Annotated in this window: 20 protein-coding genes; 6 read left to right on the top strand and 14 right to left on the bottom strand. The window is 56.7% G+C overall.

Annotation, left to right across the window (positions count from 1 at the left end):
• The 5 genes from ACH2ED_RS11115 to ACH2ED_RS11095 form a co-directional block, all read right to left on the bottom strand.
• A partial coding sequence (locus tag ACH2ED_RS11115; protein WP_395091017.1) for a DnaJ family molecular chaperone occupies positions 1-199 on the bottom strand: 199 nt, incomplete at its 3' end.
• An 18-nt stretch (positions 200-217) separates the two neighbouring features.
• The gene (locus tag ACH2ED_RS11110) at positions 218-577 is read right to left on the bottom strand and encodes a HesB/IscA family protein (RefSeq protein WP_395091015.1); all 360 of its coding nucleotides are present in this window, start codon (positions 575-577) and stop codon (positions 218-220) included.
• Between the two features lie 5 nt (positions 578-582).
• Entirely contained in the window at positions 583-975 is a 393-nt protein-coding gene (gene iscU / locus ACH2ED_RS11105) for a Fe-S cluster assembly scaffold IscU (RefSeq protein ID WP_395091013.1), read from the bottom strand.
• A 79-nt stretch (positions 976-1054) separates the two neighbouring features.
• Complete coding sequence (locus ACH2ED_RS11100) at positions 1055-2275, bottom strand: IscS subfamily cysteine desulfurase (protein WP_395091011.1); 1221 nt, start codon at positions 2273-2275, stop codon at positions 1055-1057.
• Positions 2276-2283: 8 nt separating this feature from the next.
• A complete protein-coding gene (locus ACH2ED_RS11095; protein WP_395091009.1) occupies positions 2284-2751 on the bottom strand; it encodes an RrF2 family transcriptional regulator in 468 nt (155 codons plus the stop codon).
• 350 nt (positions 2752-3101) lie between these two features.
• Here ACH2ED_RS11095 and ACH2ED_RS11090 point away from each other — a divergent pair, with 350 nt between their 5' ends.
• Together ACH2ED_RS11090 and ACH2ED_RS11085 are read left to right on the top strand one after the other, a co-directional pair.
• Positions 3102-4892 carry a GspE/PulE family protein gene (locus ACH2ED_RS11090; protein WP_395091008.1) on the top strand — a complete coding sequence of 597 codons (1791 nt, stop codon included), beginning with the start codon at positions 3102-3104 and terminating at the stop codon, positions 4890-4892.
• A gap of 4 nt (positions 4893-4896) precedes the next feature.
• A complete protein-coding gene (locus ACH2ED_RS11085; RefSeq protein ID WP_395091007.1) occupies positions 4897-6084 on the top strand; it encodes a type IV pilus twitching motility protein PilT in 1188 nt (395 codons plus the stop codon).
• 55 nt (positions 6085-6139) lie between these two features.
• Here the strand turns inward: ACH2ED_RS11085 and ACH2ED_RS11080 are convergent, their stop codons facing one another.
• On the bottom strand, positions 6140-6649 hold the full coding sequence (locus ACH2ED_RS11080; protein ID WP_395091006.1) for a hypothetical protein: 510 nt from the start codon (positions 6647-6649) through the stop codon (positions 6140-6142).
• A 69-nt stretch (positions 6650-6718) separates the two neighbouring features.
• The gene (locus tag ACH2ED_RS11075; RefSeq protein WP_395091004.1) at positions 6719-8668 is read right to left on the bottom strand and encodes a FecR domain-containing protein; all 1950 of its coding nucleotides are present in this window, start codon (positions 8666-8668) and stop codon (positions 6719-6721) included.
• A 163-nt stretch (positions 8669-8831) separates the two neighbouring features.
• Here ACH2ED_RS11075 and ACH2ED_RS11070 point away from each other — a divergent pair, with 163 nt between their 5' ends.
• Both ACH2ED_RS11070 and ACH2ED_RS11065 read left to right on the top strand, forming a co-directional pair.
• Positions 8832-9620, top strand: a complete 789-nt coding sequence (locus ACH2ED_RS11070) for a phytanoyl-CoA dioxygenase family protein (RefSeq protein ID WP_395091002.1) — start codon at positions 8832-8834, stop codon at positions 9618-9620.
• Positions 9621-9764: 144 nt separating this feature from the next.
• Positions 9765-10841 (top strand): ankyrin repeat domain-containing protein, encoded by a 1077-nt coding sequence (locus ACH2ED_RS11065; RefSeq protein ID WP_395091000.1) that lies wholly within the window; start codon positions 9765-9767, stop codon positions 10839-10841.
• 2 nt (positions 10842-10843) lie between these two features.
• Here the strand turns inward: ACH2ED_RS11065 and ACH2ED_RS11060 are convergent, their stop codons facing one another.
• The 3 genes from ACH2ED_RS11060 to ACH2ED_RS11050 form a co-directional block, all read right to left on the bottom strand.
• Positions 10844-12235 carry a hypothetical protein gene (locus ACH2ED_RS11060; RefSeq protein ID WP_395090999.1) on the bottom strand — a complete coding sequence of 464 codons (1392 nt, stop codon included), beginning with the start codon at positions 12233-12235 and terminating at the stop codon, positions 10844-10846.
• A 70-nt stretch (positions 12236-12305) separates the two neighbouring features.
• Positions 12306-12908, bottom strand: a complete 603-nt coding sequence (locus ACH2ED_RS11055) for a hypothetical protein (RefSeq protein WP_395090997.1) — start codon at positions 12906-12908, stop codon at positions 12306-12308.
• A gap of 310 nt (positions 12909-13218) precedes the next feature.
• Positions 13219-16524: a WD40/YVTN/BNR-like repeat-containing protein gene (locus ACH2ED_RS11050; protein WP_395090996.1), complete on the bottom strand. Its 3306-nt coding sequence runs from the start codon at positions 16522-16524 to the stop codon at positions 13219-13221.
• A 48-nt stretch (positions 16525-16572) separates the two neighbouring features.
• Here ACH2ED_RS11050 and ACH2ED_RS11045 point away from each other — a divergent pair, with 48 nt between their 5' ends.
• Together ACH2ED_RS11045 and ACH2ED_RS11040 are read left to right on the top strand one after the other, a co-directional pair.
• Positions 16573-17169 (top strand): N-(5'-phosphoribosyl)anthranilate isomerase, encoded by a 597-nt coding sequence (locus ACH2ED_RS11045; RefSeq protein WP_395090994.1) that lies wholly within the window; start codon positions 16573-16575, stop codon positions 17167-17169.
• A gap of 3 nt (positions 17170-17172) precedes the next feature.
• On the top strand, positions 17173-17820 hold the full coding sequence (locus ACH2ED_RS11040) for a GNAT family N-acetyltransferase (protein ID WP_395090993.1): 648 nt from the start codon (positions 17173-17175) through the stop codon (positions 17818-17820).
• A gap of 10 nt (positions 17821-17830) precedes the next feature.
• Here ACH2ED_RS11040 and dapF read toward each other — a convergent pair whose 3' ends face one another.
• The 4 genes from dapF to ACH2ED_RS11020 are packed head-to-tail and all read right to left on the bottom strand — an operon-like array spanning position 17831 to position 22444.
• A complete protein-coding gene (gene dapF / locus ACH2ED_RS11035) occupies positions 17831-18655 on the bottom strand; it encodes a diaminopimelate epimerase (protein ID WP_395091019.1) in 825 nt (274 codons plus the stop codon).
• Between the two features lie 17 nt (positions 18656-18672).
• On the bottom strand, positions 18673-18951 hold the full coding sequence (hfq, locus tag ACH2ED_RS11030; protein ID WP_309695500.1) for an RNA chaperone Hfq: 279 nt from the start codon (positions 18949-18951) through the stop codon (positions 18673-18675).
• Positions 18948-19877, bottom strand: a complete 930-nt coding sequence (gene miaA / locus ACH2ED_RS11025; RefSeq protein WP_395090991.1) for a tRNA (adenosine(37)-N6)-dimethylallyltransferase MiaA — start codon at positions 19875-19877, stop codon at positions 18948-18950. The genes hfq and miaA overlap by 4 nt, the downstream gene beginning before the upstream one ends.
• An 8-nt stretch (positions 19878-19885) precedes the next feature.
• Positions 19886-22444 (bottom strand): carbohydrate binding domain-containing protein, encoded by a 2559-nt coding sequence (locus ACH2ED_RS11020; RefSeq protein WP_395090989.1) that lies wholly within the window; start codon positions 22442-22444, stop codon positions 19886-19888.
• Between the last annotated feature and the right edge of the window lie 180 nt (positions 22445-22624).

The following is a 22624-nucleotide window of genomic DNA, read 5'->3' as shown; positions in this document are numbered from 1 at the left end:
TGCGGTACGCATCGTTGACAAGCGCCGTTGAGGTGAGCGCGTCGTCCTGGGTCTCGGCAGTGGCGGCGGCAAAGCGATCCGGATGAAAACGCCGCGAGAGGGTGCGAAACTGTGCCGATATCTCCAAGTCACTTGCCGCCGTCTTCACGCCGAGAATCTCGAAGTACGAGGCAGTCGGGTCTAAAAACTCAGGCATCATCACTAAATTCAGGCATCATCACTTGGCAGTGAAACTGGTGCCGCAGCCGCAGGAGCGCACGGCCTGCGGGTTCGCGAAGACAAAGCCGCCCTCCATCAGGTTCTTGATGTCGTAGTCAAGGGTCGTGTCTTTGAGGAACTTCGCGCTCTTAATATCTACCACTACCCCGAGATCTTCTTGTTGATAGAGCATGTCAAACTCAGGGTCGGGGTCTCGCTCGAAGTCAATCACGTAGGAAAGCCCCGAGCAACCGCCCCCGCGCACGCCCAGGCGCAAAAAAGCGTCTTCCTGTCCCGCTTTTTTTGCCTGGCGTTTGACCGCCTTCACTGCCGCGGGGGTTAGTATGACGATAGGGTCGGTTGTCGGGATCGTTTCCATGGATTTTACTTAATTGAGAGAGCTTGTTTGGTCCGGTAGTCCTCGATAGCGGCCTTGATGGCATCTTCCGCGAGAACAGAGCAGTGAATCTTCACGGGCGGAAGCGCGAGCTCCTGGACAATATCCGTGTTCTTGATCTGCATCGCCTCGTCCAGGGTCTTGCCCTTTACCATCTCAGTGGCGAGGCTGGAGCTGGCGATAGCGGAGCCACAGCCGAACGTCTTGAACTTCGCGTCCTCGATAATGCCCAGCTCGTTGATGCGAAGCTGGAGCTTCATCACGTCGCCGCACTCAGGGGCACCAACAATACCAGTACCGACGTCTTCCGCGTTTTTGTCGAACGAGCCCACGTTGCGTGGGTTCTCGTAGTGATCGATAACTTTTTCAGAGTATGCCATTTTATTTTTCTCCCGCCGATTCAAATCGGCGTCTACAGGCGCTTCGCGCCAAAAAGTCGCTCCGCGACTCCCACAAAATTTAGTGCGCGTTCCACTTGACGGTCGAGAGATCCACACCCTCAAGATGTAGCTCCCAGAGTGGACTCATCTCGCGCAGGCGATCCACCTCGCTGACGACTTTTCGGGCGACCCAGTCCACTTCCTCTTCGGTTGTGAAGCGCCCGATACCAAAGCGTAATGAGCTATGCGCGAGCTCATCGCCCAGGCCCATGGCCTTGAGCACGTAGCTCGGTTCCAGAGAGGCCGACGTACACGCGGATCCGGAGCTGAGTGCGACATCTTTCAGCCCCATGAGCAGGCTCTCACCCTCGACGAACTCGAAGCTGATATTAAGGTTGCCAGGGAGGCGCTGGGTGGCGTGGCCGTTGATGTAGCAGCTTGGGCAGGCGTCCATGATCTTGTGGGTCATGCGCTCACGCAGAGCCACGAGGCGCTCGGTCTCGGTGGCCATTTCCTCCATGAGTAGCTCGGCGGCTTTCCCGAAACCGACAATGCCCGAGACATTAAGAGTGCCCGAGCGGAAGCCGCGCTCGTGGCCGCCACCGTCAATCTGGGCCGTGAGCTTGACACGGGGGTTGCGGCGGCGAACATAGAGGCCACCGATTCCCTTGGGGCCATAGATCTTATGTGCGGTGAACGAGAGCAGATCAATATTCAGGTCATTCACATTCAGCGGGATTTTTCCATAGGCCTGGACGGCGTCGGTATGGAATAAGATGCCTTTCTCACGGCAGATCGCGCCAATTTCTTTCATGGGCTGAATGACCCCGATCTCATTGTTGGCAGCCATGACCGAGACTAAGATGGTTTTGTCGGTGATCGCCGCTTTTAGCTCGTCGAGACTAATAAGCCCATCGGAGCCCACGCTAAGATAGGTAACACTCTTGCCGTCTTTTTCAAGGTGCTTGCAGGTATCAAGAACGGCCTTATGTTCGGTGACGACCGTAATAATATGGTCGCCCTTCTCCGCGTACATCTCCGCAATTCCCTTGATTGCAAGGTTGTTCGACTCCGTAGCTCCTGACGTAAAGATGATCTCTTTGGGATCAGCTCCGATGACTTTAGCGAGCTGTCCACGGGCATTCTCGACGGCATCCTCTGCGGCCCAGCCAAAGCTATGGCTGCGTGAGGCGGAGTTGCCATAGATCTCGGAGAAGTACGGAAGCATCGCCTCAACCACACGGGGATCGGTGCGCGTGGTGGCGTTATTGTCTAGATAGATAGGTAGTTTGACACTCATAATATTTTTTATTTCTGGGCCATCACCAGTGGCAGCGTGTTCTCAAATCGCTTCCCACGGAGCGGCTCTGGGGTAAGCAGATCGGCCAGGGTCATCTGACGCAGTATCTCAGCCATCTGCTCCTGGATTTGAGCAAGAGGGCCGCGCAGGTGGCAGTTACGTGACTGCTGGCAACCATCGAGGCCCGCTTCTTCCCAGCACTGTGCGATTGCGAGGGGGCCATCGGTTGCCTCGACCACTTCCGCAATCGAGATCTTAGCCGCTTCTCGTCCTAGTCGGTAGCCACCCGTCGGGCCCGGCACCGAGAGAATGAGCCGCCGTTTTGCAAGGGTCTGCATCACTTTCGCAAGGAGCTCGGCAGGAATCTCGTAGCGCTGTGCAATCTCACGGGGCCCCGTGAGGCGCTCCGTGCTCTCTGTTGCCAGGTAGCAAAGCGCCAGGAGGGCGTAGTCTGTCTTCTTAGTAAACGTGAACACGATCTGTTGAGTTCCCGATTTTTATTGTCGCCGATAGAAAGAGTCGGTGATATCGTCACTATCATATCGGCGTCTGATCTATCTGTCAATATCGCTGTGAACAATTGTTTGAATTGCGCTGGAAAACCGCACTGTGTTATAATCGGCTATCTGTCGTGCAACCACACGACAAGACAAAAGTTTTCTTCGGCGGGAGTAGGGTTGAGAGTACAAATTTCAGTGTTGAAACGGCACGCTTCATACCACAAGAGCATACCCGTCACCGCGACTGATCCGAGATTTTTTCGGGGTATCGCTGGCATCATTATCCGTTCCTGTAGGAGCGGTCACTTCGGGGAGGGTTGACTCAAATGGCATTCGCACGAAAAAGTCTTGCTGACATTCTTTTAGAGAAACAGTTTGTTACCGCCGCCCAGTTAGAAGAAGCCAAGGCTGCGGGAGGGGATCTCCGTAAGGCCGTTATTGATAAAGGCTTTGCGATGGAGGTAGATGTCTACAAGTGTTGGGCGGAGTCTGAGGGACTTCCGTTTGTAGATATCACAAAGCACAAACCAGAGTCTTCCGCACTCAATGTCGTCCCGCAGAATGTCGTCATGCGGCACAAGGCGATTCCTGTTCGGAAAGACGGTCAAACCCTCTACGTTGCTATTGCGGATCCACGTAATGTCCCCGCGATAGACGACATTAAAGTCGCCTCACGTGTGCCGATCGTCCGCGCCCTAGTGGCCGCGCCTAGTGATATCGAGGCGGCTATCAAGGAGAACTTCGGCACAATCACACCCACTTCCGGTGGGGCTGTCGCACCATCTGGGCCCGCGAACAACGGGAACTTCGGCGAGATCTTAATGCTCGCCAAAGGGCTGGAGAACGAGCGCCGGGGTGGCAAAGACGATGAGATCGGTGTGGAGGGGGACGATTCTGACGCGGCCCCCATCATCAAGATGGTCAATGCCATTCTCTCGCAGGCCATTGAGATGGGCTCGTCTGATATTCACATGGAGCCGTTTCGTCGTAGCATGCGTGTTCGTTTCCGCATTGACGGTGTTCTGCGCGAGGTGATGGCGATTCCTAAGCTCATCCAGAACTCGGTGACGGCGCGCTGTAAGATTATGTCGGACATGAATATCGCTGAGCGCCGCGTTCCCCAAGACGGTCGTATTGGTCTGCAGCACAATAAAAAAGACTACGACATGCGGGTCTCCTGTCTGCCTTCGATGTACGGCGAGAAGATCGTCATGCGTATTCTTGATAAGTCCTCGACCCAGATCGGTCTGGAGCGCTTGGGCTTCCGCCCCGAGGTCATGCTGCCGCTGGAGCAGCTCGTCGAGCAGCCCAACGGTATGTTTATTGTGACGGGGCCAACGGGATCGGGCAAGACTACCACGCTCTACTCGGTGCTGCACAAGCTCAACAAGATCGAGCGAAATATCATCACCGTTGAGGACCCGGTCGAGTATGAGCTGATGGGAGTGACTCAGGTTCAGATCAATAAAAAAGCGGGTCTGGGCTTTGGCAACGCCCTCCGAAGCTTTCTTCGTCAGGATCCGGACATCATCATGGTGGGGGAGATGCGCGACCTGGAGACGGCTGATATCGCGATTGAATCGGCGCTTACCGGGCACCTTGTTCTCTCAACCCTCCATACCAACGATGCGCCGTCAGCCACGATGCGTCTGGCGGACATGGGAGTGGAGCCGTTTCTTATCGCTGCAACCCTGATTGGTATTCTTGCTCAGCGCCTTGGCCGAACGGTCTGCGCGAGCTGTAAAGAGACCTACCAGGGAACTACCCGGGATCTCTTGCCCTTTAACTTCGGCAAGCCGACTGTCTATGACTCTATGGTTGAGTTTGATCTGGGACCAACCGACCTTGATCAGCCGGTGACTCTGTACCGAGGGCGTGGCTGTGATGTCTGTGGCGAGACGGGCTATAAGGGCCGTACTGGTATTCATGAGATGCTCACCATGAACAATGAGATTGCCGACCTGATTGTCCGTCGCGCACCACTGGGTGATATTACCGACGCGTCGGCCCGGGGCGGAATGAAAAAGATGCGTGAGGACGGTCTGATTAAAATCTTGCGCGGGATCACCGATATTCCGGAAGTCCGCCGCGTCGTCTTTACTGCCGGAGAAGGATAAATCTATGTCAACCACGGGACCTGAAGAAATCCCCCAGCCAGAGCGCATGGTCGGGGCGGGGGGCGGGCGACTTCGCTCGCTGGAAGACGCGCATATTGACGAGCTGCTGCACCTGGTTTATGAGACAAAAGGTGCCTCGGATCTGCATATCGCCTCAGGCCTTCCGCCCGTCATTCGGGTGGATGGAAAGCTGTTGCAAGCGCCGTACGAGCCCTTTACTCCTCAGACCAGCCAGCGTATCAACTACGATATCCTTACTGATGAGCAGATCCAAAAGTTCGAGTCCACGATGGAGCTGGACTACTCCTATGCGCTAGGACGTTCCTGCCGTTTCCGTGTCAACCTCTACCGTGACCGAGGAACGGTCGCCGCGGCGTTTCGAACTATTCCCACCAAGATTCCAACCCTTGAGTCGCTCCAGTTGCCTGCGATTGTTGAGAAAGTTACGCACCACACTCGTGGACTGGTTCTCGTCACGGGGCCTACTGGCTCAGGTAAGTCTACAACGCTTGCGGCGATGGTCAATGATATCAATCTTCACCGCTCGGAGCATATTCTGACGGTTGAGGATCCGATTGAGTACCTGCATAGCCACAAGATGTCGGTGGTGAACCAGCGTGAGCTTGGCCAAGATACCAAGAGCTTCGCCAACGCCCTGCGTGCTGCTCTCCGAGAAGACCCAGACGTTATTCTGGTGGGAGAGATGCGCGATCTTGAGACGATGTCTCTGGCGGTCTCTGCGGCGGAAACCGGCCACCTTGTGTTCGCGACCGTTCACACCAACTCAGCGGCCTCAACCGTTGACCGTATCGTGGACTCCTTCCCTCCAGGGCAGCAGGAGCAGATCCGTCTCCAGCTCTCGAACAACCTGATCGCCGTTCTCACCCAGCAGCTACTGCCCCGTATTAGTGGGGGGCGTGTCTGTTGCCAGGAGATCATGATCGCCACTCCCGCGATCCGCAACCTCATTCGTGAGGCCAAAGCGCACCAGATCACCTCGATGATCCAGACATCGGGAAATATCGGGATGCAGACAATGGACATGTGTCTTCGGGACATGACCATGAAGGGCTTAATCACCAAGGACATGGCTCTCCAGCGCGCGATGAACCGCACCGAGCTAGAGAACATGCTTATGCAGGCGGAGATGGCACAGCAGGATCCCACCAGTGCACGCGTTCGTCGTATGTAGCTGCGAGACGCAAACAAAAAACGCCCCCGGATCGCTTGATCCGGGGGCGTTTTTTTTAGTTACCGCCGCCTGGTCCTCCAGGACCACCAGGGCCACCTTCAGGCCTGGGCAAGGTTGCCTTGGCTGTCAGCTTCAGGCCGTCCACGGAGTACTGAAGAAGCTGATCTCCACGCAGGACATAGACATGCTTCTCGGTTGCAGTAATGCTTGCACCGCCGCCGCCCATTCCCATCATGCCGCCGCCGGGACCACCCTGGCCACGGCCACCGCCCTGGCCACCGAAACCACCCCCTCCACCGAAGCCACCGCCGGGAGGGCCACCTTGTCCGCCAAAGCCACCTTGGCCACCGCCGGGAGGGCCACCGAAGCCACCCTGACCGCCGCCTTGACCCCCAAAGCCACCCTGAGGTGGTGGCGGAAGCTCCTGAGCGGCCAACCGAGATGTTGTGCTCTTAGCCGACTTGGTCTGCTGAGCACTTGCCTGCTGCATCGTCGCCGCCATACCAATGGTGAGAGCAGCTCCCAGAGCCATTCCACCCATCACTTGCCATTTTGCTGGTATCATATCCAACCTCCTGTGATCTTGAGTGTACGCCTCAATTGTGAAGAAGTCCTGAAGCTCGATTGCCTCTTTTTAGCGCCGTCCGAGAGGGTAGCTCAGCCCAACCCCGCCAAAGAAGTTGTTGCTCTTGAGTAACGTTCGTTGCCCATTGCCCACAAACGCCCGCAGGTTCGCCCCGCCGGTCATCTCCCGGCTCGCGGTGAGAGTCGTACTGGAGCCTAGGCCTTCGTGGCTGGAGTACTCTACGTAGACATCCAGATCGCTGGCCTGATAGATCCAGGGGAAGTAGAGGCCCAGGGTCACAATTCCTGCCTTGTCGGGAGCGACGCCAATCTCGCCGTAGGCATCCATCTGATTTGCACCGGGTGAGAGTGCCATCGAGCCGCTGACGGTGTAGCCTGTTCCGTTATTTAGACTACCTACCCGCAGTAGCTGGGCTCCGAGCGTGCCGCCGCCCACTTGCCGCGTTGACGATGCGACAAACCCGCTCTGGGCACCCCGCACATCCGGGTTGGAGTCGTAGAGCCAGGCCGCCTCGGTACGCATCCCGCTGCGGTTCACGCTCGCGCCCAGGGCGCTGTAGCGCTCACCGACAAGCTGGGAGCGATTGAGTGCCAGGAGCGCAGGACCGCTGTAAAAACGACGGCGGCCTGCGAAGACGGTCAGGTCTTTACTCATCTCACGCTCCATTGAGGCCACGGAGAGAGCATCGTAGCCCTGAGTATTCGACCCGGAGAGGATGCGGAGCGCATTGCCTTCGAACTGGTAGCGGGTCTTGCCTAGGCTGCCGTAGAGGCGCAGACGGCCCCCAAATCCCTGAGGGTCTGCGGTGAAACCGAAGGCTTCGGCATCTGCGGCGATATCACTGGTCTGGACTTTTCCCTCCAGCGCGACCGCTGCCGCGGCTCCGAGGAGGATCAGGCTGTTGGAGCGCACTGCTCCATCGAAGAGCGGCTTACGGACATTACTGGGACCTTGCCAGGCAGAGGGACGGTAGACCGAGCGCGTGGCCTCAGCCGTGCGCCGGGAGCGCAGATCCACGCCGAACGTGGCACCCGCGGCGTTCAGGGCATCGAAGAGCTCTCCGACATTGCCGATCCCGTGGCTGCGCAGAAAGCTTAAGTCCGCACCGGGCAGAGTAAAGCGCTCGCTGAGATCATCGCCGCCAAATGTCTGGCGGTAGCCACTCAGAGTCAGTGTCGGGTCCGTGGCCAGGGTGCGCTCGATGGCGGGCACGACCGAGGTCTGGGAGAGCGCCAGGAGCCGCGCCTTATCGGCAGGGTTCTTGACAAGATCCTCAGGAGGAGGAGGCATGTTGAGAGCGGCCTGTAACGATTCCGTAAGCGCCGACGAGCGAATGGCAAGGCCCGCACTACTACCCGGGAGAGTGAGCAAGCCGCGCTCACGGGCGACATCCGCCCACCAGGCATTGCGTGAGCCGCCCTGATCGCTAGGACGTTGGTCGCCGGGGGTGTCAGTTGCCGCGTCAAGGATGACCTGGGTGCCACGGGAGGTTACCCCCGAAAACTCGCCCGCCTTCACCACGAGGCTTCGGGAGTCGCGGCGCAGAGTAACACTGCCACGGTAGCAGTAGACGCGCGTGTTGTCCGCTCCAACAATCACCTCAAACGTGGCATCCTTGGCCGTTAAAGAGCACGTGGGTGTCGTCATGGTCAGCGACGAAGTGCCCGCCTGCATCCACGCTTTGCCGCTCTGGAGATAGACGGAGGCGGGGCGGACAATGGCCTCGGTGCGGTCACTGAGGCGCAAGGTGTTCCCGTTTGTGAAGACTACCTCGGCGCCGGAGCGCTTGAGTGTATGGATGAGCTGCTCGTCAAAGACACTCTCACCCTGCGTCGCCACCTCACGTTCGACCCGGTCCCGAAGCTCGGGGGTTGCACGGGTGCGGGTAACTTCTACCTGCCGAACCACCGAGAGGGTTCCTATTGTTGTGCCCTGGCCCCATGCCGAAACGGCAAATGAGGTGAGGGCGAGCATCGAGACTAACACAGGACGCGTCAAAACTAGACTCCTTCTATCGTAAAACTAACGCTGAGACATTCGGCATCGCTTCCCCGTATTCCTGCTGAGTATGGAAAAACTTCACCCGTCCCTTACTGCAAGAGAGAGACACGGTGGGAAAGGTATAATATAAGCTTAAGGAAAACGACAAAGGTAAGAAAAGATGGCAGAGTATCTAGCGGGCAAAGTGGTCTCGGATGCGCAGATCAACGTGTGGGTGGAGCAGTTTCATCGCGATGGATTTCTCGTGTTGCAGGATGTGCTAACGCCTGAGATGTGCGCCCGGATGCGCGACGACCTCGACGTGGCATTAAGAGCAAATGACGAGGAAGGCGAGGGGATTATTCAGCTCCACCACCGGATGTTTGAGGTCAGCCCGACCAATATTGAGCTGTTTGATCTGGAGCCTATTGTCACACTTGCGGAGAAGCTGATCGCGGAGACGACGCACGTCACGCACAACAACAGCTTCCGCGTGCAGTCGGGTAAGGGGATTACCACCTGGCACCAGGACGACTCCCCACACTTTCTGGTGACGCACGGCGACGCGCCCACGAACATCAAGCTCCCCGTGCTGCTCTTCACCGCCAACTACTACCTCACCGATGTCGAGACTCCCGAGTACGGCCCGACGCAGCTTATTCCCGGCTCACATCTCTTTGGCAAGCGCTGCCCGCCGGTGATCGAGGGCACGCAGTGGGAGGACAAAACGGTCTACGCCTGCGGAAAGGCGGGGAGTGTCGTGCTGTTCAACAACCAGGTCTGGCACCGGGGCGCACCCAATCTCTCGGAGCGCGTGCGCTACATCACGCAAGTGAGCTACGCACGTCGGCTGATCGGGCACAAGTACGCGCCCTTCATGAACTACCAGATGCCCGAGCATGTCTACAAAGATGCCAGCCCCCGCCGCAAGCGCCTGCTCGGCTTCTTGCCCAACGGTGCGTACGGATAAACCTCTCCCCTAGCCCCTCTCCCGGGCGCTCATTCTTCGCTGGGAAAGGGGAATTCCAGGGGATCCGTCCCCCTTTCCCACGCCCAGAGGGCACCCGGAACGACTGCCCGGGAGAGGGGCAGGGGAGAGGTTAAGGAACCAACTATGCAAGGCTATCGTCGCACCGATCCTCCGAAAACGCTCCTGGAAGCGGCGGCATGGGGAGATCTCAAGTCCGCTCAGCAGTTGCTCGCCAAGGGAGCCAAGCCCGATCAGAAAGATGCCCAAGGCTGGACGGCGCTCCACCATGCCGTCGGGTACGGGCAGGAGGGTCACTCGCCCACGAGCCGGGCACCCGTGAAGGGGCTGGTGGATGTTCTGCTCAAGGCGGGCACACCGCTCAATAGCTTGACAAAGTCGGGAATGACCCCGCTCATGCAGGCTGTCGCCGCGCAGCACGAAGACGCTGCGCAGTGGCTCCTTGCAGCGGGTGCCGACCTGCGCCCTGCCGACACCGTGGGCGGAACGGCGCTAACCCGTGCCCTCTGGTACAACCATTGCTCCCCGGCGCTCGCCCAGCGCCTCCTTCAGAAAGGCTCGCCCGTGAATCTCTGGGACGCGCTCTGGCTGGGGGACACGACAAAAGCGCTGGGGCTGGCGGGCACGGCAAATGTCAAGGCTACCGGCCCCAACGACTACACCTATCTTCATCTTGCCGCCGAGCTAGGAAACGTACCCGTTGTCGAGCGCCTGCTGGCACGGCGCGCAGCCGTCAACGCTCGCGATAACGGGGGCTACACCCCGCTCCATCACGCCATCGGCGGTATGCCTGACCGGATGCTGTTCGTTTCTCGACCCTCCTGGCATGCGTACGGCCCGGCCAATGGCCGTGAGCCTCTGCTTACGCTCTTACTCAAAAGTGGTGCGAATCGTGATGCCCGCTCCAATTCGCGCGGAAGTGTGTACACGCCGCTCGGTTGTGCGATTCTCGCCGAGCGCCCCGAGCTGATGCGTGTCTTACTCAATGCGGGAGCCAATCCCAACGAGAAAGGCCACCGCGACGATCCACAACTCTTTGCCGCCATCAAGACACGAAACCCTAGTGTGGTGAAAACGCTCCTGGATGCGGGAGCCGACCCGCGCCGCAAGAGCGATTACGGCACGACGGCACTGGAAACGGCAAAGTACTATGAGAACGCAGAAATTCTGGCGCTGGTGAAGGCGATGCTCCAGAAACAATAACGCTATTTTTCAATAGGTATATTTCCGAAAAAAAGTGACAAGCCTTGACGGTTAGGGCCTTCTGATATTGTAAAGTCAAACGTATTTTTCTTGATTGAAATTGTTATGTGTGAAGATTTAATATCACTTAAAAAAGAGGGTATCTTGCCTGAAATATAACGTGGCATCTCCAATAGGAGGTCAATTGAAATCATCGAACTTATTAAGTTTATTTCATTAATGCTAATATCTGCTGCATAGATATTCTCCTGGGTTGGTTTTATAATTTCTATAATTTGTTTGAATGTTCGTTTCCTTAATATGTTTAACGAATTCGTAATTTTTTGCATCCTCATAAATTTATTAGACTCTTCTTCATTGAACGAGTTTATAAATCTAAAGTAACTTATGGGCATCGCATTCATAATACCTTGTTGGATTTCGGTGGGAAAGATTTCATTTGTATTAGATTGTTTTGTTATTGTTGTAATTTCATTTCCTGAAAAAATTAATCCTGATATTTTTCCTGCCCCACGAAGGTAGTTTACGGGGTTTTCCTTGTTGTAGGTATTGTGATGGTAGCATATATCTAAATAGTTTTTATTTTTTGTTTTTTTATTGCTACTGGTTATCAACTCTTGTAAGGAGGACATGTTGATTTGATCTGGGCGTTTGAAATTTTTTTTATCATTAGCTATAGAATTGAAATCATCTTTGTTTTTATTGCTAATTATGGAGTTTGAATTTTCCGTAATAATAATCTTGTATTGTGGGCAATACAGTGTAATTCTATCCTTGCCTACAGTCATATAGAGCTGTCCATTTTGGATTGAGTCTAAAATTATATTTCTTGTAGTGGTTTTAGATTTAAATGTGGAAAAATAGCGTGTTAATAGTACCTCTTTAAGTTCTCCTGAAACTTGTTCTGGTAATGTGCTTGAAAGAATATTGACTGATTCATTTTCTTTCTTATTTAAAAGTATATCTGATGCAATTTTTTTGAATGTTGAATTACTAGCAATTATTAATTTTCCTCCTGTGTTAATTATTTTAGGGAATTTTATATTTATTAGACATTTTTGTAACTCGCGAGTATATTCTATTGCTTGTGATGTTGATATTATTGGTGATTCAGAGTGACTGTTGTTGTAAAATATATAGGAATTTGTTGATTTTTCAAAATTTGTATCCGTTTGTTTTTTAATCCAGGTAATAGATTCTTCTAAATTGAAATGTTCTGGTATTGGAGTAATTTTTTTATTTAGAATATATTCAAATAATATATTAATGTTGAATTTTTTGCATGTATTGTTTATTGCGATGTCAAGAGGGATTAAGTTGTTTGTCGCGCTTGTTAATTGATTCGGGGTTATATTGAGTAATGTGAAAGTTATAAATAATAAGTTTAACTGCATTTTTGAGAACTCCTTAAAACAGGGGGATTGTTAATAACAATTGATACCCCCTGCATATGTTTATGAACATTTATTCGGATGGATTGTCGAAAATGGAAGCGTTAGCTGAAATAGGTGCGTTGAAAACGACTACTTCTATAGGTGGGCCTTCTTCATTTTCAACAAAAAGGATTTCTTGACCTAAAGTTGAAATATCGGGTTCTTCGGGAGCAATATTGTAATGTCCAATTGCTCCAGAACAGGATCCCATAACCAGATCACCTGTGCATGTGGCATTTGAAGCTGCTAATTGTCCCTCTTTTGCAGTATTTCCACTGACAGAAGCATACGAAGAAAGAGAAATAGTTTCAGGCATCTGATTTTGACCAGGCTTTGGGGCATCTGTATCCTCAGAATCAAACCAAACCATATGTATGATGCCACTAGCAAAAGTATAGAATGTTGAATCTTCTGAATTACCCGAAGCACGTTTGGCTAAACTGTTAATATTAAATGTTTCAGATGAACCTGTTTCTGTTGAGAAGCCATCACAGTTCGTTTCGAACTCAATATATTCTTGAAGGCAAGTAATATAATTTGCGTCACCCTGTAAAACGACCCCGTTACAATTTGCTTCAGATTGAATCTGTGGTAAAGAGAGTGCCAGTAATGCTGGCAACCAAGTTGCTATCATATCTTTAAGTCCTTATATTTAAATGGGTTTTCACCCTGAAGAGGTAGGTTTTCACCCTGAAGAGGTGGGCACTATAGCCCATTCGATCTATGTTTCGTGATCGGTGAGAACTCTATTGTTCTCCAACGGAATAAGTTTAACTTGAAATATTTAGGTTGTCAATGAAAAATAGACTTTTATAGAAAATAAATAGAAAAATTTTAATTGGTGAGGCTATATCCGATGTTGCGATGCAGTTTCCCTGAAGAGAAAACAGCCCCCCGAGGTTTCGGGAGGCTCTCAGAAAAACGGGGGAGGCTGCGCAAACTCCTTATTTCAGCTTCTTGGCCTCGCCAATCACTTTCTTCGCTGCCTTGATCGCCGCTTCCGCCTCGCTCTTGTTGCCGGGGCTGAGCGGCTCGACCAGCGCGTCAATGTTCTGTGATGCGCGGGCAAGCCGGGTGGTCAGGGCATTAGTGGTGAGCGTGGGGCGGGGAATGGGCTGGCCTTCTGCCGTGGACTCGCCGCCGCCTTCCGTAGGTACTGCCGTGGGGGGCGGGGTGACGGGACGGTTGCCCTGCTGAGGATCGTTGCCCCGGAGCGTGCCGGGTGTGCGCCGGTTGCCTGCGGCGTTCGGGTTGGCCGCACCGCCTTGCCCTCCGCGTCCGCCGCCGCCGGGGCCACCACTACCCGGACGGCCTCCGGCTCCTGCCGCCGGAGAGATCTGGGCGAGGAGATCTGTGACTACTTTCAGGCGGGCTTCGGACTTGGCGAGCGCTTTCGCCTTGTCTTTTTCACTGAGGGTCGTGTCCGCCTTGACCTTGTCGCGCTCTTTCTCCCGTGCGGTGCGCGTTGCCGTGAGGGCAAGGCGCGCGGCATCTAGCTCGCCGTAGGTGTCGCGGAGGGTGGCCAGGGTGTCGTGCACCTCAAGGCGCTCCTTGTCGGTCAGGTGCGAGCGGGGATCATCGTAGAGGGTGAGCGCCTGCGTGGACGACTGTTTATCCACCGTGAGGGTGGCGGTGTAGTTGCCGGGGAGCAGGCGCGGGGCCGTGGCTCCTCCTCCGCCCCCAAATCCTCCCCCAAAGCCGCCACCCCCTCCAAAGCCCCCACCGCCACCCTGGTTGGCGGTGGCGCTCGGTGCGATTGCGGGGCTCTCACGCAGGTCCCAGCGCAGCACGTTCCAGCCCGCTGAGGGTTCCGCTTGGCTGAGGGTTCGGAGCACTTTACCCTTGCTGTCCTTGATGACTAGGGTTGCCGGGCCCTTCACGCCCTCTGCGATATAGAATCGGAAGGAGTTGCCCGTGCTCGGGTTCGGGGCGACATAGATTTTATGCCCTGTTGTCGCTTTGCGGCTGGCGATTCGGTAGTGAACTGCGGGTTTGGGCGGCGCAAGGGTCACTGGAGCCAGGCTCTGGGCCTTGGCCTCCAGTAGCCCGATATCGTCGAGAATCCAGATGCCCCGGGCGTGGGTCGCGAAGATCAGGTCATTATCGCGCGGATGAACCTGGATATCGTCCACGGGGATCGAGGCGGGGAAGGGTTTTTCAAAGCGCTCCCAGCTCCCGCCCCGGTTGAAGGAGACATAGGCCCCGCGCTCGGTTCCCAAAAAGAGGAGGTTTGGAGTGCGGGGGTGATCGCGGAGCACGCTTACGGTTGCGCCCTCAGGCAGATCGCCGGTGAGCTTCTTCCAGGTCGCCCCGAAGTCCTCGGTCACGTAGGCATAGGGGGTAAAGTCATCGCTGCGGTGACCATCGAAGCTCACGTAGCAGCGGCCCGGTGCGTGGCGGCTGGCGTGGACACGGCTGACGTAGGTGCCTTTCGGGACACCGGGAACACTGCAAAGTGTCCATGTCTTGCCGTCGTCCTGCGAGACTTGCACGTTCCCGTCATCGGTGCCCGCCCAGAGGACACCCTCCTTGGCAGGAGACTCACTGATCGTGACGATATAGCCGTAGCCATCCTGCCCATCGTTGCCGGAGAGGGTACTGGCACCCACGGGCTTTCCTAGAATGGGCAGCTTCGTGCGATCCGGCTTGGTCGTCAGATCATCGGTCTTGCGCCAGGTGTCGCCGCGATCCAGCGAGATAAAGAGCTTGTTGCCCCCAAAGAAAATCTTCTTCGGGTTGTGGGGCGAGATCAGAATGGGGCTGTTCCAGTCGAACTGGAGCCGTTCCCCTGCGCCCTCGGGGCGGGGCTTGATGCTCTTGCTCTCGCCCGTGGCCTGGTTGCGCCGCCCGACCGCGCCGCCCTGGCTCTCGGTGTAGATAATCTGCCAGTTGATCGGGTCCGCCTGGGCGTAGAAACCATCACCGCCGCCCACATTGAGCCACTCATCGTTGGTGACACCGCGTGCATCGAGGGTTCGGCTGGGGGCTTCCCACGTGCCGTTGTCTTGCAGACCCCCATAGACATGGTAGGGGAAGCGCATGTCGTAGTGCACCTCGTAGAACTGGCTCACGACAATATGGTTGAGGTAGTCCCAGGTCTTGCCCTGATCCCAGCTCACCTGGACGCCTCCGTCGCAGCCCAGCAGCAAGTGGTCCGAGTCCTTCGGATCAATCCAGAGCGCGTGGCCATCGGCATGGACACGAGAGAAAGGGGAGGCAAAGCTCTTGGCGCCGTTCACGGAGACATAGGAGCTCACACCGAGAACATAGACCGTGTCCTCATCGTTAGGATCCACGCGGATCTGGGAGAAATACATCGGGCGTGGGTTGGTCGCGGCGCGTTTGTCCCATGTCTCTCCACCGTCATCGGTGCGCCAGACATTGCCATTTCCCGATGCGGACTGCGTGCCGCCTTTGTTATCGCTCTCCCACGTAACATAGACAATCTTGGGGTTCTTCGGGTAGATTGCGATCCCGATACGGCCCACTTCGCCGCCGGGCAGGCCACCGGAGAGCTTCTTCCATGTCTTGCCCGCGTCGGTGGTTTTATAGAGTCCGCCGTCGGTGCTGCCGCCTGCAAAGCCAAACGGTGATCGCCGCCGGGTGTAGGCCGCCGCGTAGAGTGTGTTGGGGTCTTTAGGATCCATCGCGACATCAGTCACCCCAGTGTCGTCGTTGATGAACAGCGACTTACTCCAGGTCTTGCCCCCGTCGGTGGACTTGTAGAGCCCACGATCCGGATTAGGCCCCCAGAGCCGCCCCAGCGCCGCCGCATAGACCGTATTGGGATCCGTGGGATGCACCACCACACGCCCGATGTGTTGGGTCTTGGCAAGCCCGATATGGCTCCAGGTCTTGCCGGCATCGTCGGACTTGTACATGCCGTAGCCCCACGACGAGCTCTGGCGATTATTGGCCTCTCCGCTGCCCACATAGACAATGTCCGGGTTACTGGGCGCAATGGCGATATCCCCAATACTGCTGGTTTCGTAGCCATCAAAGATGCTCTCGAACGTGGTTCCGTTGTTGGTCGTCTTGAAGATACCTCCCGCTGCCGTCGCCACATAGTAGGTCTTGGAGTCCGACTCCACCACCGCGAGGTCGTCAATACGGCCGCCCATGATCGCCGGGCCGATACTGCGCCAGGCGAGATCCTGCAGAATCGGGCTCGGGGTTGGCCCCTGGGCCAACAGAGGTGTGGTGAGCAGGCTTAGGCTAAGAATCGTCAAAGGAAGGAAATGGCATTTCATGGCACGATTTTACCTGTAAGTTCGCTTAAGCGGGGGTAAAATCTAAATATGCGCATCAAAATTTGTGGAATCACCTGTGTTGACGATGCTCTTCTCGCCGCTGAGCTGGGTGCGGATGCGCTGGGGGTGATTGCCGTGCCGGGCACGCCGCGCTTCGTCACCCCGGAAACTGTCGCCCTCATCCGTGCTGCGCTTCCTCCTTTTCTGCCTCTCGTGGTGGTTGCCCAGACTGCCGAGCAAGCGTGTGGCTACTCTGGTGATGTCTTTCAGCTCTTCGATGGTTCGCTCCGAGAGCACTCCCGCTGCATCCGCGTTGTCCGGGTGCGCGACCGGGCCAGTCTTGCCGCCGTGGCAAGCGCCGCCGCCGAGCCGGTGAGCGCCGTCTTGCTGGATGCCTACCACGAGAAAGCTCTCGGCGGCGCGGGTATCGCCTTCGACTGGAGCCTGGCTGTCGCCGCAAAATCCCTCTTGAAGGGCAAGCCGTTGATCTTAGCCGGTGGGCTGACTCCTGAAAATATTGCCGAAGCGATTGCTTTTGTGCGCCCCTACGCCGTGGATGTATCGTCGGGTGTGGAAGCCGAACCGGGGAAGAAAGACCCCCAGAGGCTACGTGATTTTATCGTCGCAGCGCGGGCGGTAAAATAACCCATGCGTACTGCCCCTTTTACGGAGTCCTGGGAGCTTCCCGGCTACTGCGAGCACACCGGACAGTGGGTTCGCCTCGTGCCCCTTCATGTGCAGCACGACTGTCTGGAACTCTTTGTCGCCGCGAACACGCCGTCACTTTGGGACTACATGACTCACGGACCGTTTGAAAGCGAGGCGGCGTTTCGAGCGTACCTAGAAAGTTTGCAAGGCCGCGGCGACTTGCAGCCCTACACGGTGCGACGACTCGCAGACAGTGCCGCTCTGGGAATGCTCTCCGTGATGCGTATCGAGCCGCGTGATGGGGTCGCGGAGCTGGGGAGTATCTGGTATACACCCAAAGCGCAGCGCACCGCCACCAACACCGAGTGCATCTACCTGCTGCTCAAGCACCTCTTCGAAACCTGCGACTACCGGCGTGTGGAGTGGAAGTGCAACGCTCGCAACGCGCCCAGCGCCGCCGCCGCTCGCCGCTTGGGCTTTTCCTACGAGGGGTGCTTCCGCCAGCACATGATCAGCAAAGCCCAGAGCCGCGACACACTCTGGTTTGCGATGCTGGATGGGGAGTGGGAGCAGAAGAAAGCGAATTTCGAGCGTGTGCTCTACAGCGGCGAGAGTGTCTCGCTGAGCGCCTTGAACGCGCCCCCATAAACGGGGGCGGTTACAATTCTATGGTGCCTTCGTAGACGAGGGTGGCGGAGCCGGTCATGTAGACGCGGTTGTTGATGCCCCACTGGATACGCAGATCGCCGCCGGGCAGGTGGATGAGCACATCGCGGCCCGTGAGGCCGTTGAGGTGCGCCGCCACTCCCACCGCGCAGGCACCTGTGCCACAGGCCAGCGTGGGCCCCGCGCCGCGCTCCCAGATCTTCATCACCAGCTCGTCGCGACCCACGACATGAGCGGCATGAACATTGGTGCGCCTCGGAAATGCCGGGTGTTTTTCGAGCTGTGGCCCGATGCGCAAAATGAGCTCGTCGGTAGCTTGCTCTGGGAAAAACACAATATGCGGGTTGCCCATGGAGACGCCCGTGATGTAGAGAAGCTCGCCGCCGATCTTGAGGGGCTCGTGGAGCACCGGGCCCGACGGGCCTTCCATGGGGAGCTGGGCACGCTCTAGGCGCGGCTCGCCCATGTCCACTCTGACTTGGGTCACTTTGCCCGCTTCCACACTCAGAATCAACACCATAATCCCAGCGAGGGTGTCTACGGTTAGCTCGGTTTTCTCGCTCAGGCCGTGGTCAAAAACATACTTGGCGAAGCAGCGGATGCCGTTGCCGCACATCTCAGCCTCACTGCCATCGGGGTTGAACATCCGCATGGCGAAGTCGGCTTTTTCGGAGGGGAGGATCGAGATGGTTCCATCCCCCCCGATGCCAAAGCGCCGATCACAGAGTGCCACCGCTGCTGCCTTGATTTGCTCAAGCGACGGGGCACCGGGCTGTGTGTGATCAAAAATCGGGAAGTCGTTGCCGATCCCGTGCATCTTGACAAAACGAACCGTCACTCGGCAGCTTCCTCCACGGGAGCCGCATCGCCTTCGCCCCCTTGTGCACCTTCCGAGTACAGCCTCACAGGGCGCATGGGGACGAGACTCGTCACCGCACTCTTGTAGACAAGCTGGGTAGGCCGACCGGGCGACTCCAGCAAGATCGTAAAGGCATCAAAGCCTCGAACGTGTCCACGAAGCTGTACGGAGTTCATCAAATAGATCGTGACGGCGATATTCTCCTTGCGAACCTGATTCAGGAAGAGATCCTGAAGCGCCTGCGTTTTATTCATACGGATATCCCTATTTCTAAGCGTTCGGCTATGTCCTCTGCCGATTCGCCTTCTTGAATTATTAACCAATGAACGGCTGGATCGTTGCGGAACCAGGAAATCTGCCGTTTGGCATAGCGCCGGGTGTCCCGCTTAATCATCGCGATTGTATTGTCTAAGGTAACACCATCGCACAGGAATTGTACCAGATGTCTATAACCCAGGCTTCCCATGCTCTTGGAGCCAGGCGAGATTCCCGAGGCGAGAAGCGCTTTGATCTCCTCAAGAAAGCCTTCCGTCATCATCTGGTCAACGCGCTGTTCGATGCGCTGGTAGAGCACTTCGCGGTCGCGGTCCAGCCCGATAATCTGCACACCAGGCTTTAAGATGCCCCGAACCCCCTCAGGGGTGTGGAAGCTGCTCAGTGGCTGGCCGGTGGCTTCAAAGACTTCCAGAGCGCGGATGATGCGCTTACCATCGCCTGGCAGGATCTTTGTCGCCGCCACGGGGTCAATGGCGGCGAGCTTCTCATGCAGCCAGGGAGCCCCGTGCTCGTCTACTTCTGCCCAGCGCGCCGCTCGAAACTCAGGCTGCGGGGGAACGGTCGGGATCGAGAGCGCCGAGGTGAGGGCACGGACATAGAGCCCCGTGCCGCCCAGTACAATCGGCAGCTTGCCACGTCCACGAATCTGCGTGATTGCCTGGCTTGCCTGATCCTCGAAGTCCGTGACCGTGAAGTCATCGCCGGGTTCCGCCACATCAATGAGGTGAAAGGGGACACGGGCTTGCTCGGCCTTGGTGGGCTTGGCGGAGCCAATATCCAGTTTTTTGTAGACTGCGACGGCATCGGCGCTAATCAGCTCCCCGCCCAGACGTTCGGCAAGCGCGATCCCGACTGCTGTCTTTCCGACCGCAGTTGGCCCGACTAGGGCGATAAGTCTCTCCACAGTCGTTGCTACTTTGCCACAATCTCGTACCAGAGTGTCTGGTACTCCGGGCCGATTGCAAGGGTGAGCGTGCCGTTTTCCAGCGTGGCGGGCACTTGCCTCACACGCTGACCGGTGCCGTCCAGCGCCCAGACTGTCAGATTTTGTTGCTTGGTTGCAATTTGTAGTGTGGCAGTGGGGACATCGAGCTGCGTTGGCCCAGATCTCCAGGCATCGGCGGCGAACGTGCGCTCCGCGTTCCACTTAAGCCCCGGATTCTCCGCTTTATCCAGTGCCGTGAGCAGCAGTGCGGCAGACTCCTCGGTAGGCTTGCCGTCGTGCGCTGTGAGCGTCAACACGGCGAAGTTACGCACAGAGGCGGCGACCTCGGCGACGAAGCCAGGAACCCGGGTCGCTTTCCCTCCCAGCTTCCCGATTAGTGCCTTGGATGCCGGCGAGTGCACCCGCGCTTGTTGCTCCTGGTGATCCCAGACAAAGCCGGGGGCGGAAAGGGGGGGAGGCAGAAGGTTCTGCACACCCAGCGCGAGCGGGCCGGAGTCACTCTCGAAGCGAATCGAGGCGCGGTGGGTAAGAAACGCAGTGGCATCGGCCTTTTCGGGAGCATTTTTCAGGCTCCCTTGAACGAAGCGGGTCTGGGCCAGGCTCCAGAAGGCGTAGTCCGTGCCCAGACCCTTCAGGCCAGGAACTTTGCCGATGGGCACCGTGAGCGTGATTGCAAGTGAGGTGGGGGCAAGATCACCCCGCAGGAACAACGAGGCCGCTGCAGGGAGGAATCCGAGCTTTGCCGGATGGAGCTGCTGGTCAAAGAAGCCCGTGATCTTGTCGCTTCGGTCGGTCTCGTAGGCGAAGAGAAAGACACCATCCCAGTCCTGCCAAGCGGCATAGGCAAAGATCAAAGGCGTCATCTCCGCGCTGTACTCACTGGGGGCTGGATGGTCGTACTCGCTGACCGTAAACGGCTTGCCTGCTACTCGGTGCATGGCGAGGCCGTCCAGAACTCCTGCGCCTGAGCCTGCCGCGAGCATCGAGGTATTCTCAATGCGGTAGTTATTGGGATCAAAGGCTGCCCCAGGGAAACTAGGGTGCTGCCAGTAGGCGTGCATGTCTACCCAGTCGAGCTTAGACTCTCGGTAGGCCCCCGCAATTCCGCCGTAGCTGGCTTGGGAGCACGCCACCGACGCCGTGCAGCCCGTCTGGGCAATGGCCGTCTTTAGCGCACGGCAGTAGGCGTCTTCCACGGCCATTAAGTAGTGGGTGTAGTCCACGCCCGCCGGTGAGCCGCTGACCTGCCCGAGCGCAATGTTATCTCGCTCGATACTCTGGCCGGGAGTGAGCACGGTGCCACCACTGCCGAGGCGCAGGCTCCACTCTCCGAGAAAAACAGTCTCTGTGCTGTCGCCCAGCAGGAGCGAGAGGCGACAGTGACCAGGAACGACGCTACCATTGGCGACGAACGTAAAGGTGTAGCGCTTCCACTGGGTGTCTAGTCCGACACTCGTGTCCAGCCCGACCATGCTCCAGGGGGCCTGGTGCAGCCGCGTGTTCACGTAAAGCGTTCGTGGGGCTGAGGCCCTTGCCATAAACGAGACAGTGTAGGCCTTGCCTGTCTCCAAAGTTAGGCCCGTCTGGTGGAGCTGAAGATGCCAGTTGGTGGTGTCTATCTTCTGAGGAATCAGATGCAAAACAGGGCCACTAGGAGCATTGGTCTGTCCCGCCGCGCTGACACTCGTCACGAGAAGCTTCGTCTGCTCTTGCATCTCGGCGATCCAAGCCCCTGGGCCTCTCTTAAGTAGCTCCTGGCCGAGGGAACTACCGCCCCTCCAGGCTTTTTTCAGCGCGACTGTCACGCCATATTTCTTCGCCAGATAAGCCCGCCAGCCGTCTTCGAGCGGCTTACGGATCGCCACGGGCAGTGCCTCCGCCTGCCCTGCGGAACCGATAAGGGAGTCCTCATTATTCAGCTCGACAAGGGCAAGCACGGGGTCAGCGGCGAGTGGCAGGCCCGTGTAGGGGTTTTTGTGGGTCAAAATCTGCGTCGCGAACTGTTTCTGGAGTGCAATGGCTTTTGGATGGAAGTAGGCCACCACTTTGCCTAACTCAGGGAGCTTGCCTGGCGGGAATCCGTCGCCGGGGAGCCACTCGCGTGAGACGTGAAGATTCAGATCCACATAGATCCCGTTTTTCTTGAGCTGGGCGATAAAGAACTCCAGTAAGTCTAGGCTCTGCGGGTCGAGTGTGGCAGTTTTGGTGTAGCGGCCCTTGCTGTTGAAGAGATTGGGAGTGGCCCACTGTGCATCTAGGTGATGCAGGCGCACCAAATTCACGCCGTATTTATGCAGCCGCGCCGCGATCTTCGGCGCATCGGATTTACGGGGAAACGCCGCCGCAGCGCCGATACTCATTCCTACAAAGCGCACGCGGCGTCCGGTGGCATCGTGGAAGTGCCCGTTTTTTGCGACAAGCTTGTGTTGTGAAGTTAAAGGAGCCGGGTTGAGCGCCGCCACACTGGTGGCCGTCGCGCTGGCATCGTCCCAGGGGAGCGAAAAAGGGAAAGGCTTAGTTTGCACGGGCCATTATAGCCCGTTGCTGCGTATGGTACGATTGCAGAGATATTTCTGTTTCGGAGAAAAAGAAAGATGTCGCAAGAGTTGAATCTCGGACGGGTACATTCCCCGGAGCTTGCTCCGCGTCCGCATAGAATGCTTTACAATGCTCCGTGAGTCAATATATCCATAAAAGCCATAACG

This window comes from Armatimonas sp., assembly GCF_043757465.1.
Lineage (GTDB): Bacteria > Armatimonadota > Armatimonadia > Armatimonadales > Armatimonadaceae > Armatimonas.
This window is presented reverse-complemented; position numbering and strand designations above follow the sequence as displayed.

Coding starts and splice junctions, on each gene's coding strand:
- ACH2ED_RS11110 (WP_395091015.1), bottom strand. CDS start 577: ATGGAAACGATCCCGACAACCGACCCTATCGTCATACTAACCCCCGCG.
- ACH2ED_RS11060 (WP_395090999.1), bottom strand. CDS start 12,235: ATGCAGTTAAACTTATTATTTATAACTTTCACATTACTCAATATAACC.
- ACH2ED_RS11065 (WP_395091000.1), top strand. CDS start 9,765: ATGCAAGGCTATCGTCGCACCGATCCTCCGAAAACGCTCCTGGAAGCG.
- ACH2ED_RS11100 (WP_395091011.1), bottom strand. CDS start 2,275: ATGAGTGTCAAACTACCTATCTATCTAGACAATAACGCCACCACGCGC.
- ACH2ED_RS11055 (WP_395090997.1), bottom strand. CDS start 12,908: ATGATAGCAACTTGGTTGCCAGCATTACTGGCACTCTCTTTACCACAG.
- iscU (WP_395091013.1), bottom strand. CDS start 975: ATGGCATACTCTGAAAAAGTTATCGATCACTACGAGAACCCACGCAAC.
- ACH2ED_RS11090 (WP_395091008.1), top strand. CDS start 3,102: ATGGCATTCGCACGAAAAAGTCTTGCTGACATTCTTTTAGAGAAACAG.
- hfq (WP_309695500.1), bottom strand. CDS start 18,951: ATGAATAAAACGCAGGCGCTTCAGGATCTCTTCCTGAATCAGGTTCGC.
- ACH2ED_RS11080 (WP_395091006.1), bottom strand. CDS start 6,649: ATGATACCAGCAAAATGGCAAGTGATGGGTGGAATGGCTCTGGGAGCT.
- ACH2ED_RS11040 (WP_395090993.1), top strand. CDS start 17,173: ATGCGTACTGCCCCTTTTACGGAGTCCTGGGAGCTTCCCGGCTACTGC.
- ACH2ED_RS11070 (WP_395091002.1), top strand. CDS start 8,832: ATGGCAGAGTATCTAGCGGGCAAAGTGGTCTCGGATGCGCAGATCAAC.
- dapF (WP_395091019.1), bottom strand. CDS start 18,655: ATGCACGGGATCGGCAACGACTTCCCGATTTTTGATCACACACAGCCC.
- ACH2ED_RS11045 (WP_395090994.1), top strand. CDS start 16,573: ATGCGCATCAAAATTTGTGGAATCACCTGTGTTGACGATGCTCTTCTC.
- ACH2ED_RS11050 (WP_395090996.1), bottom strand. CDS start 16,524: ATGAAATGCCATTTCCTTCCTTTGACGATTCTTAGCCTAAGCCTGCTC.
- ACH2ED_RS11085 (WP_395091007.1), top strand. CDS start 4,897: ATGTCAACCACGGGACCTGAAGAAATCCCCCAGCCAGAGCGCATGGTC.